Source organism: Bradyrhizobium sp. UFLA05-89 (assembly GCF_059803475.1).
On sequence record NZ_JBANBA010000023.1, the window covers coordinates 25,884 to 40,132 of the forward strand.

A 14,249-nucleotide genomic window follows, 5' to 3' on the forward strand; every position below is an offset into this window, starting at 1 on the left:
ATTTGGCTCAATCTCGTCAACGTGCCGCCTTCGCGAGGCAGGGCGAAGCGCATTCGAGCGGAAGGACGGATTGCCGCATGCCGGCATGCAGCAGGGGTCTGCTTCAAGCATTGCGTCAACTTAGAGGGGAGCATTGCGCACAGGATGCCGAGGACATTGCGAGCGCCCCCTTGCTCGAGATCTATCGCGAAGGACGATGAGTGTGACAAACGAATTAGGAGATGAGGGCTTTCATACCACACCGTGCGGCATGATCCGCTCCGCTTGGCCTCTGCCGTGCCAGACCTGGTCGAGCAGCTCGACGATCGGCTCGCCAAAATCCTCGTATTTCACCTCGATAGATCGCAGCCACGGTGCAATCCAGCGGTTGAGTGGGTTGCCATCGATACCGACAAGCCCGCAGCGTTCCGGAACTCCAATGCCGCTTTCACGAGCAAAGCGATAGGCGCCGTAGGCGATCTGGTCGCTGACACACATCAGTCCCTCGAGCCAGCCGCTGCGCGCCGCGAGCCGCCGGGCAGCCTCGTAGCCGATCTCGATGTGAGAGCGGCCGGCCGCCTCGGCCTTCAGGATTTCTGTGGCGCCGAGCGCACGCATGCGGCTGCAGAACCCCTTGAGGCGATCCCGCGTGACGGACGATCCCTTGGCGGGCGCCAGCACGCCGCAACGCCGCAGTCCCGCGGACCACAACATGTCGGCGGCGTCAGCGCCTGCCTTGATGTTGTCGATACCAACGAAGGCACCGCGCCCGAACGGCGGGCGGCGGTTGACGAAAACCATTGGGGCGCCGTCAGCGACGAAATCCTTCAGCACAGCGCTCGGCACGCTCGCGACCATGATGTAGCCGCGCACCACCTGCGAACGCATGACGTTGAGATATTCGTCTTGCAAATCAGGCCGATCGTGCGTGTCGCAGAGGATCATCACATAACCGGCGGCGCGCAGCGCGGCTTCGGTCGAAGCGGCGATGGCGGCCATCACGGGATTGTCCAGGTTGGGGGCGAGCATCGCGACGAGGCGGCTTTCCCGCCTGCGCAACGTCCGGCCGGCGTGGTTGGGGTGGTAGCCCACGACGGCAATGGCCTTGCGGACGCGCTCGACGGTCTCGGCAGAGGCCCGGCGCGTTTCGCCGTTGACGATGCGCGAGACGGTGGCGATCGAAACCCCAGCGGCGGCAGCGACGGTCGCGAGTGAAGGGGGTGCGGAGCGTTGTTTGCTCGTCATTGATCGGCTCGGTTGTGTGATCCGCTGAACAGGAAGAATACAGCGATTGACAATTTAGGCAAACGTTTGCCAAACTACCCCTAAGAACCAAAGTATCGCCGGGGAGGACGTAATGAGAAGTATTACCCGACGCGCTATCAGCGCCTCTGTGCTCGCGGCCTGCCTCTTGGCCGGTAGTTCGGGCGTTCGCCCCGCCGAGGCGCAGACGGTCCTGCGGATGACCTGGTACTCGGACGGCAACGAGGGCGAGGTGATGGCCGATCTCCTCCGCCGCTTCGAGGATAAGAACCGCGACATCCACGTCGTTCTGGATCAGGTACCTTTCAAGGCCATCAACGAGAATCTGCCGGTGCAGCTGGCTTCAGGGCAGGGGCCTGACATCGCCCGCGTCGGCGACATGGGCGGCCTTGCCCGCTATATGCTCGACCTGCGCCCTTACTTGAAGAATGCCGACTACTGGGAAGCGAATTACGGTCCTTTCCTGAAGTGGATGCGGGTGCCGGGCGACACGTCCTCGATCCCCGGATTCATGACCCAGCTGACCGTGACCGGTCCTTTCGTCAACAAGACGCTCTTCGAGCAGGCAGGCGTCGCAATGCCCGCCTCGAAAGCGTCATGGGAGGACTGGGCAAAGGCGACAAAAGAGGTGGCGGACAAGGTCCAGGCGCCGTTTCCGATCGCGTTCGACCGTTCCGGTCACCGCTTTTTCGGCATGGCGATTTCGGAGGGCGCCGCCGTGTTCGACGACAAGGGACAGCCGGCGGTCATCGACGACGGGTTCAAGCGCGCGGCCAAGCTGATCTATGACTGGCACAACACAGGCGTGATGTCGAAGGAGTTGTGGGGCTCGGTGGCGGGGGCGACCTATCGCGGCGCCAACGAGGAATTCAAGAACGCCCAGGTCGTGATGTATGAATCGGGCTCCTGGCAGATCAGCCAGTTCGACAAGACGATCGGAACTGCGTTCGACTGGGTTGCGGTGCCGACCCCGTGTGGGCCGGCCAACTGCTCCGGCATGCCGGGCGGTGCTGCGCTCGTCGGCATCAAATCGACCAAGCACCCTGAAGAAGTGGCGCGCGTGCTCGATTACCTCGCGAGCGAGGACGTCGTCGCCGAGTTCTATGCCCGCTCCCTGTTCGTGCCGGGCCATCTCGGCCTCGCCCGCAAGGGCCTCGACTACAAGGATGCGTCGCCTGTTGCGAATGCTGCGCTCAAGGTCTTCAGCGACGGTGTCAACCAACTCGCGCCGGCGGCCAATCAGTTACAGGGCTATCCGGCGAGTCGCGTCATCCTCAACGCGGTGATCAGCCGGCTTGGCCAGGCCGTCTCAGGCGAGATCACTCTCGATGAGGCCTATAAGCGCATCTCGGGCGATGTCGAGCAGCAGCTCGCCGAGCGCAACAAGAAGTAGGCGCTGGACACATCGCGGCATGACCGATTTGCCAACTGGCATTGAACCGCAGGCCGCGCCGACGGCCACGCTGCTCGCGCGCTTGCGCCGCGCGGGCGAGACGGCGCTCGGTGTGGTGTTCGGTACCCTGCTGCGCCTCATCGATCGTCCGATGCGCCTGTTGCAGGAGCTCATCGGCGAGCGGCGAATGCCCTATGTCTTTCTGCTGCCGAATCTCATTTTCTTCTCGTTGTTCGTGTTCGTCCCCCTTGCGATCGATCTGGTGTTTTCGTTCACCGGCGGGGAGTCGCTGTTTCCTTCGCAGCGACCCTATGTCGGAACCGATCAGTACGCCTATCTGTTCGATTGCGGCTCCTTTTTCGATCCCGCTTCGTGCCGGGTCGATCATTTCTGGCGCGGCGTTGCGAATACGCTGCGTTTCACCATCTTCCAGCTCGTATCCATGGTGACGTTTTCGCTCGTCACTGCGCTGGTCCTGAACATGCGGATCCGCGGCCGCGGCTTTTTTCGCGCAGTCTTTTTCTTTCCGGTGCTGCTGTCACCGGTCGTGGTTGCGCTGGTCTGGAAATGGATCCTGCAACGCGACGGCCTGCTGAACGCCGGGCTCACCACGATCGGCGGGCAGAAGATCCTGTTCTTCGTGGATCCCGGCTGGGCGATGTTCTGGTCGGTGTTCGTCTCGGTCTGGGCGCATATGGGGTTCTACACGCTCATCCTGCTCGCGGGGTTGCAGGCCATTCCAGCCGATCTCTACGAAGCGGCGCAGATGGACGCGACGCCGCGCTGGCGTGTGTTCTGGCGGATCACGCTGCCGCTGCTCTGGCCGAACCTCATCGTGGTGATCGTGCTGGCGCTGATCCGCGGCGTGCAGACATTCGACGAGGTGTTCGTGCTGACCGGCGGCGGACCGGGTACCGCAACTCTGATGATCGTGCAGTACATCTACGAGACGGCTTTTGCGAGCCAGGTGCAGAATTTCGGCCTCGCTGCGGCGGCTTCAATCGTGCTCGGCGTGGTGCTGTTTCTGCTCACGCTGGCGCAGTTGTCTCGCACCCGGAGCGCCTCATGAAGCCAATTCAGCTGCTGCGCGCCCGCCGTCGGAGCGGGCACTGGCATTGGACCGACATCGCGGCCTATGCCTATCTCGGGCTCGGCGTCTTGCTGATGTTCGGGCCCGTCGTGTGGTTGGTCCTCTCCTCGTTCAAGACCCAGGCAAGCCTCCTGGAATTTCCGCCCTCGCTGCTGCCACGGTCCCAGCAAGAGGTCAGAGTGCAGGGCTTTCCGCAGCCGCTGCCACTTTTTGCAGCCACTCTCGACAATGGCGAGCGTCGCGAGCTCGCACAAGTTCGGCGCATCGGCTTGATCGCACAGATGATCGATCCGGCCGATCCCAAACAGCAATATCGCGTGCCAACCGCCAAGCTCGCGCCGGTTCGGAACCTGAGTTTCGTGACCGCGAATTACACCGAGCCACTCCAGAAATTCGCCTTCACGCGCTATCTGTGGAATTCGGTGTTCGTCACGACGATCGCAACTCTGATTACACTGCTCATCAATTCGATGGCAGCCTACGCTCTCTCCATCTATGAATTCAGAGGTAAGACCGCTGCCATGCTGATGGTGATCGGCACGCTCATGATCCCGATCACCATCATTCTCGTGCCGGTCTATCTTGTCGTCACGAAACTCGGCCTCGTCAATTCGCTCTGGGCGGTCATTCTTCCGGGCGCCGCGACGCCCACAGGCGTCTTCCTATTGCGGCAATACATGCTGACGCTGCCGCGAGACCTCATCGAGGCGGCGCGCATGGACAAGGCAAGTGAGTGGCAAATCTACTGGCGGATCGTCATGCCGCTGGCGGCACCGGCTCTGGCGGTGCTCGCCATCTTCTCCATCATGTGGCGGTGGAATGAGTTTCTGTGGCCGCTCGCGGTGCTCACCAAGTCCGAATCCTTCACGCTGCAGATCGGTCTCAACGCCTTCCAGGGTGAGCTGCAGACCCAGTGGAATTATCTCCTGGCGATGACGGTGGTGTCGCTGCTCCCGGTGGCGCTCGTCTTCGTCTTTCTGCAGCGCTTCATCGCGACGGGAATAGCCAATACGGGGATGAAATGATGGCGGGGATGTCGTCATGGCTGGCCTGACTCTCAAGGGCGTCCGCAAGGCCTACGGAACGATCGCCGTGATTCACGGCGTCGATCTCGCGATCGCCGACGGCGAATTCATTGTCTTCGTCGGCCCATCCGGCTGCGGCAAATCGACCTTGCTGCGCATCATCGCCGGGCTCGAGGAGGTGACCGACGGCGAGATTGCGATCGATGGCCTCGACGTCACGCGCGTGGCTGCGTCCGACCGCGGTCTCGCCATGGTGTTTCAGTCCTATGCTCTCTATCCGCACATGACTGTCTACAGGAACATGGCGTTCGCGCTTGAGAACATGGGTCTTGCTGGTTCCGAGATCGACGCTCGGGTTCGGCGCGCGGCCAAGATGCTGCGCCTCACCGAGTATCTCGAGCGCAAGCCGAAGGCACTGTCGGGCGGTCAACGGCAGCGCGTGGCGATTGGTCGTGCGATCGTCCGAGATCCCAAGATCTTCCTGCTCGACGAGCCGTTGTCCAATCTCGACGCCGAACTGCGCGTTGCAACCCGCAAGGAGCTAGCGGCGCTGCATGCCGAGATCGGCGGCACCATGATCTACGTCACTCACGATCAGGTCGAGGCGATGACCATGGCAGACCGCATCGTCGTGCTACGCGGTGGCCGGATCGAGCAAGTTGGTACGCCGCTCGAACTGTACAATCGGCCGGACAATCTCTTTGTGGCCGGCTTCATCGGCTCGCCGCGCATGAATCTGCTGCCGGTGCAGGTGGTGTCGCCGGGGCTGGTACGCATCGGCCAGGCCGGTGAACCGATCAAAGTAACGACGGGCTCGCTCGCTGCGGGCGCATCGGCCACGCTTGGCGTGCGCCCCGAGCATATCACGCTCGCCGACGGCGCGGCCGATCTGTCACTCATCATCGACCTCGTCGAACAGCTCGGCGGCGACACGTATTTCTATGGCAGCGCGCCCGGCCTGCCGCAGATCACGGTGCGCCAGGGCGGTCAGTCGCTACGGGGGCGCGGCGAGGCTCTCCCGGTCCGTTTCGAGCCGGCCAACCTTCACCTGTTCGACGCCGAAGGGGTTGCCGTGCGGCCAAGCCGCTGAATCCTGAGGCAGGCACGATAGAACAAGATCAATGATGGAGTGCTGAGACATGAAAGCCCTGGTTGAGGGTCGCTATCGCGGTTGCGAGGGCGGAGCCGCAATGTTCGACGTCGGGCAGGGAGCCACCATTGTGGTGCGCATCCTGGAGCGCGATCTCGGCCGGGTGACGCTTCGCCGCGCTGGCGGCTTTCGACTTGACCGCGGCTGGTCGCTGGCGCCCGGCGGCATCGAGCCGCCGTATGGGGGACGCGACCGCGATGATGTTTCGGGATTCGCCAATCCCACAATAGCGGTCACAGTGGGCGAGGGTACCGTCACCCTCGCGGCGGAGGGGCTGACGGCCGAGGTCACGCTTCTTCCGTTTGGCATCGCCTGGCGTCGCGACGGTGAGGTCGAGCCATTCCTGCGCGACCGGCCGACCCAGGCCTATTTTGTCTCCAACAAAACCCCGGCCATCGCGCACGTGATGGCTCGCCATCCGGACGAACGCCATTTCGGCCTCGGCGACAAGGCTGGACCGCTGGACCGCACGGGGCGGCGCTTTGCGATCGACGCCGTCGATCCCTGCGGATTCGATGCGGAACTGAGCGATCCGCTCTACAAGATGCTACCGTTTGTCATCGTCGATGGGCCGCAAGGCGCTCACGGCATTTTCTATGACAATCTCTCGACCGGATCGGTCGATCTCGGCTGCACGATCGACAACTACCATGGCACGTTCCGGTCTTATCGCGCCGATGACGGCGACCTCGACTTCTACGTGCTGGCGGGACCCAATGTGCGCGATGTCGTGCGTCGTTTCTCCTGGCTCACCGGGGGCCAGGCGTTTACGCCGCGCTGGTCGCTCGGGTTCGGTGTCACGTCGATGGCGATCGCGGATTCGCCCGACGCGGACAGGCGGGTTACGGAGTTCATCGCCGACTGCCGGCGCCACGCCATCCGTTGCGACAGCTTCCATTTCGGCTCCGGCTATACCTCGATCGGAGGGCGGCGCTACGTATTCAACTGGAACCGCGACAAGTTTCCCGATCCATCGGCGACCATGGCGCGACTCGTCGATGCGGGCACGCAGCCGGTGACCAACATCAAGCCGTGTCTGCTCGACGATCATCCGCGGCTCACCGAGGCCATCGATGCCGGCATTTTGGTGAAGGACAAGGTGACGGGAACTCCGGCCGTCGCGCAGTTCTGGGATGGCGTCGGCTTTCACGTCGACTTCACCAATCCCGATGGGCGCGGCTGGTGGCGCGCGGGCATTGAGCATGCGCTGCTCGATCATGGCGTGGTTTCCATGTGGAACGACAACAATGAGTTCGAGATCTGGGATGAGGACGCGGTCTGTGCCGGCGACGGTCGCCCCTTCGCCCAGGCGCTGGCGCGCCCGGCCCAGGCGTTGCTGATGACGAAGCTCTCCTTCGAGACACAGGCCGACCGATCGCCATCGCGACGGCCCTATGTCATCACCCGTGGTGGGCCGGCGGGGCTTGCGCGCTATGGCCAGACCTGGTCGGGCGACAACGAGACCGCCTGGAAGACGCTGCGCTTCAATCTCACGCAGGGCCTCAACATGAGCCTATCCGGGTTGTTCAACATCGGCCACGATGTCGGTGGTTTTCATGGCCCGAGGCCAAGCCCGGAGTTGCTCTGTCGTTTCGTCGAGTTCTGCGCACTCTGGCCGCGCATGATCATGAACTCCTGGAACGACGACGGTTCGGTCACTCTGCCCTGGATGCACGCATCCGTGCTGCCGCAGGTGCGCGCGGTGATCGGGCTGCGGCACCGGCTGCTGCCCTATCTCTACACGCAGATGTGGCGCGCCAGCCGCGACCATGAGCCCGCGGTGCGTCCGCTGTTCTGGGACTTCCCGGACGATGCGGCGGCGAGAGACGTCGAGGACGCCTTCATGCTCGGTCCCGACTTGCTCGTCGCTCCCGTGCTCAAGGAGGGCGCTTCCGAACGCCGCGTCCAGCTGCCTGCGCACGAAGGTGGTTGGTACGATTGGCACGATGGCCAACATTTCTCCGGCGGGCAGACGGTACAGGTCGCCGCGCCCTTGGGACGCCTGCCCGTGTTCGTCCGCGCGGGAGCCATGATCCCGGTCGTTGATATCGATTCGGCCGGCAGTCCGGGTGAGCGGTCACTTATGATCTTCGGCGCACCAGCGGTGCATTCAACAGCCGATCTCTACGAGGACGACGGCGACACGGCAGCTTGGCGCACCGACGCCTTGCTGTTGTCCTTCCGCTTGTGCCGGAAAGCGACCGGCCTGGAATTGACGGGAAGGGCGCGAGGCGGTTTCCGCCCGACGTTCGACCGTTTGCATGTGAGGCCTGTTGGAGTGGCGGAGCCCTTGAGCGTCGGCACGATCGAAGGACCTATAACACTTGAAGTTCGGAGCGGCTAAGTAGCGTGCGCGTGACGCCAAAGCTCTTATGCCGGCGTTACAGACGCACAACTTCGCCGCTTCGGACGCTGGCATCGGCGGCAAAGACAATGCTCAGCGAGTTGATCGCGGCCTCGTGATGCTCGGATAAATCGATCTCGCCACGGATGGCCCTGAGAAATAGCCGCTGCTCGCGCTCGCACAGCTCCTGATGGCCTGGTTCGTCCTCGGTCGAGAGGAGTTCGTCAGGCCTCGCGAAGCGGCCTTCCAGGGTGCGGGCTGCGTGATGGATACGGAGCGCGTTGGTGCGCGTATGCGTGTCATGGTCCGCTGAGCTCACAGTCATATCGGCGCTTTCCTTCGCAACGATCGACACGCTGCCATTCGGTCCGATGATATCCTTCACAAAATGAGCGGTCTCGCTCATCATCGGTCCCCAACCGACCTCGTACCACCCGACCGATCCGTCGTCGAACAAGATGTGAAGATGGCCGTAATTGTACATGCCAGATGCGATCTCGTCCGTGAGCCGCGCGCCGACCGCATGCACCGCGGCCGGCCGAGCGCCCGTGACCTGACACATGATATCGACATAGTGGACGCCGCAATCGACGATCGGCGAGGTCGACAGCATGAGTTTCTTGTGAACCTCCCAGAACGAGCCGGCGGATTGCTGGTTGAGATTCATCCGCATCACGAGCGGCTTTCCGAGCGTGCGGCCTATCTCGACGAAGCGCGACCATGACGGATGGACGCGCAGGATATAACCGATCAGCAGCGCCTTTCCGCTCTCTCGCGCGGCGTCGACGACGTGCCTCGCAGCCTCCAGCGTGTCGGCCAGCGGCTTTTCGCAGAACACATGCGCACCTGCAGCGAAAGCCTGAAGAGCCATGGCGGCGTGATGTTCGGTGTAGGTACAAATCGCGACGGCGTCCGGACGCAGTGTCGCGAGCGCCTCGTCGTATCGTTCAAAGCGCGGCAGACCAGGAAACTCGGCCTCGAGGTCCTGGCGATCAGCCGCGCGAGACGTGCAGAGGCCAATAAGTTCGAAGCCTTCGATCGCTGCGTAGGCGCGAGCGTGGCTCGTTCCCATGGTACCGAGCCCGACCACGAGAACACGGATGGGGTACGCTGTCGACAAGGATGAAGATGACATGGCTCAATCGCGTCCTTCAATCGAGACAACGGCTGCCAGATACGTGCGTCAGGAGCCGTCAGATGGTCGACCCTCGATCCAGGTTTCGAGCACGCGCAGATCGTCGTCGAGATGCACGAGGCTCGCCAGATGTCCCGGCGCGATGCGGCCAAGCTCCGTCTCGCGTCGCAGAAACGTTGCCGGAACGCGCGAGGCCATCGCGAGAGCATCGGCGAGATCGAGCCGTAGGACGTTGACGGCATAACGCACTGCCTCGTCCATGGTCAGCACGGAGCCGGCGAGCGTGTCATCGTCGAGCCGCAGGCAACCATCAACGCTTGTCACGCGGCGGCCCAGCAGATTGAATTGATCGGGACCACCGGCCGCTGGCGGCATCGCGTCGGTAATCAGCATGAAACGATCGCGCCGCTTGGCGGCAAGCGCGATGCGCAGGTTCGCCTCATGCACGTGATGGCCGTCGGCGATGATGCCAACGAACGGCTCGTCGAGATCGAGCGCGGCACCGACCATGCCCGCCTCACGCACGGCCGGCGCACTCATCGCATTGAACAGATGGGTGAATGCCCGCGCGCCGGCTTCGACCGCGGCGCGCGCCTCCTTGTAGGTCGCCTCGGAGTGGCCGAGCGAGACGAGCACGCCATGCCGGGAAAGTTTGGCGACGCTCTCCACCCCGACCCGATTGGGCGCGAGCGTCAGCATGACGGTGCCGCAATTCGCTCCGACGATTGCCGCGACGTCGTCCGGCTCAAGGTTGCGGATGTATTTCAGCTCATGCGCGCCCTTGCGGCGCGGATCCAGGAATGGTCCTTCCAGATGGATTCCAAGCGAAGCTGGCGTCAGACGCCGCGCCTCGCGCGCGGCGGCAATGGCGGTGGCCGTCACTTGCGGCGCGTCGGTTATCAGCGTCGGCAGCAGCCCGACGGTGCCGTGCTTGCGATGCGCGGCGGCGATACGGGCAATACCTTCGGGCGTCGGATCCTCGTTGAACAGGACGCCGCCGCCGCCATTGACCTGCACATCGATATAGCCGGGCGCCAGCAGGCCGCCGTCGAGATCGCGTACGGCGCCGTCGGGTCTCTCGGCGTAAGGGACGATTGCCGTGATACGCTCGCCTTCGACGACAACGGCATGGTCGTCGAGAAAGCGTTCGCCATCGAAAATCCGCGCGCCGGACAGAACGATCATCACACAGTCTCCGTCACCTTGCGCAGGTTGCGCGGGTGGTCAGGATCGCGCCCGAGCCGGAGCGCAAGCGCCTCGGCAAGGCGGTAGAAGCGATGGATCATGATGATGGGTTCCAACAGCGTTGCCTCGACTTTTGCCGTAGCGAGACGATCGGTCTCGTCAGCGCCCCCCGCCTCGATTGCAATCACCATCGCACCGGCATTGGTCAGGGCCGTGAGCGTCGGTAGCATGCCCTCTCGCGCCGCGTCGGACGGCAGGAAGGCAATGACGGGAAAGCCGGAGGCCACAAGTTCGGCCGGACCGTGCAGCACCTCCGCCGCGGAGTAGGCCTCGGCGTGAATTGCGCAGGTCTCCTTGAGTTTCAGCGCCGCCTCCGCGGCGATCGCAAGCGTCGCGCCGCGGCCGAGCACGAAGGCGCTCCGGGCATTTGCCAGTCTCTCCAGCATCGCCGAGGGCGGCGGCGCCGCTTGCCCGAGCAGGACGCCCGGCAGGCCGGCGAGGGCGTCTGCGAGCTGCCGATCCTCGCGCCAGGCCGCGACGAGGCTCGCGCCCGCGACGAGGCCCGCAACCATCGATTTGGTCGCGGCGACGGAACGTTCGGTGCCGGCGCACAACGGCAGCAGTACTTCGGCCTCTTGCGCGAGCGGTGAGGCCACGTCGTTGACCAGAGCGACGGCCAGCGCACCGCCACGTCGTGCGGCGCGCTGCATTTCAATGATGTCGGGGCTGCGTCCCGATTGCGAGATCGCGACGGAAACGCCGCCTTCGAGCCGCATCGGCGTACGATAAAGCGTCGCGATGGAGGGGCCGATGGAGGCACAAGGCACCCCCGAAACAATCTCGACGAGGTATTTCAGATAGAGCGCGCAGCAATCAGACGAGCCGCGGGCGATCGTTGCGACGAGCGGCGGATCGAGGGTACGCAGACGCGCCCCAAGTTCGGCGAGCCGCTCTGCATTCTGGCTAAGCTGGCGCGCGACCGCATCGCCTGCCTCGTCGATCTCCTGAAGCATGTGGGTCGTCATCGGTGCGCCTTTCGGGTCGGTGGCGACAGCGTGAGTTCGGAGACGAAATCATAGGCGTCGGCGCGGTACCAGGATTTCGTGAACTCGACGCAGGATCCGTCGGCGAGGTAGGCGATACGCTGGATATAGAGCGCCGGGCTGTCCGGTGCGACGCCGAGCAGCTCCGCATCCGCATGATCGACGAGCGTCGCGCGCAAGCGCTGCAGGCCGCGGGTGGGCTTGAAGCCTCTCGTGGAAAGCGCCTCGTAAAGCGAGCCGCCGACCGAGTCCTGTTCAGGAAGAAAGCGTATCGGCACGGCGGCGCGCTCGATCGCCATGGGCGAACCGTCGGCGAGGCGCAGGCGTCCGAGCCGGAACACGCGTTCGTTCGGTCGTACGCCAAGCATCATAGCCTCTTCCGGCGTCGGCAGGAACACACCGCGCTCAAGCTCGCGCGAGCTCGCCTCCAATCCGCGCAGCCGCATGTCTTCCGTGAAACTCGTCAGGCGCGAGGAGGGCTGTTCCACGCGCGGCGTTGCGCGATGGATGAAGGTGCCGGCGCCATGGCGGTGAAACAGCACTCCTTCGGCGATCAGATCGGCAATCGCCTTGCGCAGTGTGGTGCGCGATACGTCGAGCAGCTCGCACAATAGGCGCTCGGCCGGAAGCAATTGTGTCTCCGCGAAGCGTCCGGTCTCGATCTCGCGCCGAAGCGCGTCGACCACCGCACGATACAGCTTCTGGCCCGGAGCGGTTTCGACCGTTAGGGACATGCCGCGTCCTCCGCGAGCGTTCCGCCGGCCAGCAGGATTGCGCCGTCGACCGCGTCGCGCCGCGGCGGGGCGAGGCGCTTGGCCACATCAGGCGGCAAAAAGGGCCGCAGGGGCTCGCCGAAGCCGCCGGCGAGCGCAATGCGCTCCGCGCCGAGCGCATTCAGCGCGTTCGCAAGTGAAGCTATCGCGCTGGCTGCCTCGCCGACAATTTCGCGTGCGCGCATGTCTCCGGACCTGGCGACGTCCAGGATCTGGGGCGCGAAGGCGCCGTAGTCTCTGGGCCTCGCGTCTGCTGCCCAGCGGCTCATCCGCAGTGGATCGTCATCGAAATGGCGCCCGAGCGCTTGCGCCAGGCCGCTCATCGGCTCGAGGCCATCGATCGCACGCAGCGTCGCGCGCAACGCCGACTCGCCGAGGCGTGCGGCAGATCCGTCGTCGCCGAGCCAGAAGCCGCGTCCGCCGATGATCGTCGTTCGAGCTCCCACCCGAGCGATGCCCGCCGAGCCCGTGCCCGCGATGATCAGGCCGCCGTCGCCGAGGCCATTGGCACCGACGCAGGCGGCGACAGCATCATTGACAGCGACGATGCGCGCAAAGCCGGGCAGGGCAGCGGAGACGCGCTCTGCTTCCTTGTCGTCCGAAAGCCCGGCAAGGCTAAGGCCGATTGCGATCTCCTGCTTTGGCGCGCCGGCAGAGATCGCGGACTCGATCGTTTCACGGACGACCCGCATGGCCTCGTCGAAATCGAGATAGATGTTCGATGCCGGCCCGAGACCGCGCCCGAGCTCGTGGCCCGACGAATCCCGCAGTCTCGCGCGGCAGCGGGTCGCGCCGCCGTCCACACCGAGGAAGAACTGGGCCGTCGCCAAGGAGCCTCCTAAAAAATTTCTTAACGCCTCTAGACAAGTGGTATGTCACGTGGCTAAAACAAATACAAGAGGTATCTACCATTGGTATTCATGATGCCGGTATTGCCGAGCTCGGAGACGGACGGGGAGGGGCGGCGCGCCGCCGGCGGTGTGGTGATGATCGATGAGGCGATGTTCGCGGAAGCCATGCTCGCATCCTACCGCCGCGCGATTGCTTCGGTCGCGGCTGTCTCCCCCGACATCCGCGCCGCCGCACTTCGTCTCGCCGCGATCTGGCGGGCAGGCGGGCGTCTGGTCTATGCGGGAGCAGGCTCCTCCGGTCTAGCTGCGGCCGAAGATGCAGCCGAGCTTCCTGGCACGTTCGGCCTTGAGCAGAGCCGCATCGCGATTGTCCTGCCGGGCGGGACCGCCGAGCCGTTCCGCATCGATGGGGCTGCGGAGGACGATGCCGCCGCCGGTGAACGGGCTATGACCGGGCTCGGTGACCTCTCTCGTGATGCTGTGATCGTCGTATCCGCGAGCGGCTCGACGCCGTTCACCGTCGCGGCCGCCGCCGTGGCGCGCCGTCGCGGCGCCTTTGTGATCGGCATCGCGCATCGTCCAGGTTCGCCTCTGCTCGTCGGTGCCGATGCGTCGATCTTGCTCGAGAGCGGGGAGGAGGCGCTGCGCGGCTCGACACGGCTCGCGGCCGGAGCTGCGCAAAAGGTCGCGCTCGGCATGCTCTCATCATTGATGGGATTCGAGCTTGGTCACATCCATCGGGGCCTGATGGTCAATCTGAAGGCCGATAATTTGAAATTGCGCGAGCGGGCGCGCGGGATCGTAGCAACAATCGCCGGCGTCAGCGATGCCAAAGCGGAAACGGCGCTGCGCGAGGCCGGCGGAGAGGTTAAGCCGGCCATCCTGATTGCCTGCGGCGCCGTCAGCATGAGCGAAGCCGTTAGGTGGCTCACTGCTGCGGAAGGCCGCGTCGACGAAGCGTTGCGCCGCGCAAGCGTCAACGGGATCAAGGGCGAAGGCCCGAACAAGGGAGCGTAGC

Annotated in this window: 12 protein-coding genes; 6 read left to right on the forward strand and 6 right to left on the reverse strand. The window is 64.3% G+C overall.

All coding sequences use genetic code 11. The features are described 5' to 3' along the window. Positions 1 to 231: 231 nt before the first annotated feature. Positions 232 to 1,224 carry a LacI family DNA-binding transcriptional regulator gene (locus tag SO139_RS14785; RefSeq protein ID WP_449381291.1) on the reverse strand — a complete coding sequence of 331 codons (993 nt, stop codon included), beginning with the start codon at positions 1,222 to 1,224 and terminating at the stop codon, positions 232 to 234. A 112-nt stretch (positions 1,225 to 1,336) separates the two neighbouring features. On the opposite strand from SO139_RS14785, the gene SO139_RS14790 reads away from it, so the two are divergent. From SO139_RS14790 to SO139_RS14810, 5 genes are all read left to right on the forward strand, one after another. Then, entirely contained in the window at positions 1,337 to 2,635 is a 1,299-nt protein-coding gene (locus tag SO139_RS14790) for an ABC transporter substrate-binding protein (RefSeq protein ID WP_449381292.1), read from the forward strand. Positions 2,636 to 2,786: 151 nt separating this feature from the next. After that, positions 2,787 to 3,704, forward strand: coding sequence for a carbohydrate ABC transporter permease (locus SO139_RS14795; RefSeq protein WP_449381315.1), 918 nt, complete (start codon positions 2,787 to 2,789; stop codon positions 3,702 to 3,704). Beyond that, positions 3,701 to 4,750 carry a carbohydrate ABC transporter permease gene (locus SO139_RS14800; protein ID WP_449381293.1) on the forward strand — a complete coding sequence of 350 codons (1,050 nt, stop codon included), beginning with the start codon at positions 3,701 to 3,703 and terminating at the stop codon, positions 4,748 to 4,750. Before SO139_RS14795 ends, SO139_RS14800 begins: the two co-directional genes overlap by 4 nt. Before the next feature lie 16 nt (positions 4,751 to 4,766). Next, entirely contained in the window at positions 4,767 to 5,840 is a 1,074-nt protein-coding gene (locus tag SO139_RS14805) for an ABC transporter ATP-binding protein (protein ID WP_449381294.1), read from the forward strand. 49 nt (positions 5,841 to 5,889) lie between these two features. Continuing rightward, the gene (locus tag SO139_RS14810; RefSeq protein WP_498540186.1) at positions 5,890 to 8,244 is read left to right on the forward strand and encodes a glycoside hydrolase family 31 protein; all 2,355 of its coding nucleotides are present in this window, start codon (positions 5,890 to 5,892) and stop codon (positions 8,242 to 8,244) included. A 37-nt stretch (positions 8,245 to 8,281) separates the two neighbouring features. Here the strand turns inward: SO139_RS14810 and SO139_RS14815 are convergent, their stop codons facing one another. From SO139_RS14815 to SO139_RS14835, 5 genes are read right to left on the reverse strand one after another with little or no spacing between them, the layout of a single operon-like run. Continuing rightward, positions 8,282 to 9,379 (reverse strand): Gfo/Idh/MocA family protein, encoded by a 1,098-nt coding sequence (locus tag SO139_RS14815; RefSeq protein WP_498540187.1) that lies wholly within the window; start codon positions 9,377 to 9,379, stop codon positions 8,282 to 8,284. A 48-nt stretch (positions 9,380 to 9,427) separates the two neighbouring features. After that, entirely contained in the window at positions 9,428 to 10,564 is a 1,137-nt protein-coding gene (gene nagA, locus SO139_RS14820; protein ID WP_449381297.1) for an N-acetylglucosamine-6-phosphate deacetylase, read from the reverse strand. Beyond that, a complete protein-coding gene (locus SO139_RS14825; RefSeq protein WP_449381298.1) occupies positions 10,564 to 11,589 on the reverse strand; it encodes an SIS domain-containing protein in 1,026 nt (341 codons plus the stop codon). The genes nagA and SO139_RS14825 overlap by 1 nt, the downstream gene beginning before the upstream one ends. Continuing rightward, entirely contained in the window at positions 11,586 to 12,341 is a 756-nt protein-coding gene (locus tag SO139_RS14830; protein ID WP_449381299.1) for a GntR family transcriptional regulator, read from the reverse strand. Before SO139_RS14830 ends, SO139_RS14825 begins: the two co-directional genes overlap by 4 nt. After that, complete coding sequence (locus tag SO139_RS14835) at positions 12,332 to 13,210, reverse strand: glucosamine kinase nucleotide-binding domain-containing protein (RefSeq protein ID WP_449381300.1); 879 nt, start codon at positions 13,208 to 13,210, stop codon at positions 12,332 to 12,334. The genes SO139_RS14830 and SO139_RS14835 overlap by 10 nt, the downstream gene beginning before the upstream one ends. A 90-nt stretch (positions 13,211 to 13,300) precedes the next feature. Here SO139_RS14835 and SO139_RS14840 point away from each other — a divergent pair, with 90 nt between their 5' ends. After that, a complete protein-coding gene (locus SO139_RS14840; protein ID WP_449381301.1) occupies positions 13,301 to 14,248 on the forward strand; it encodes an N-acetylmuramic acid 6-phosphate etherase in 948 nt (315 codons plus the stop codon). The last annotated feature ends 1 nt before the right edge of the window (position 14,249 follow it).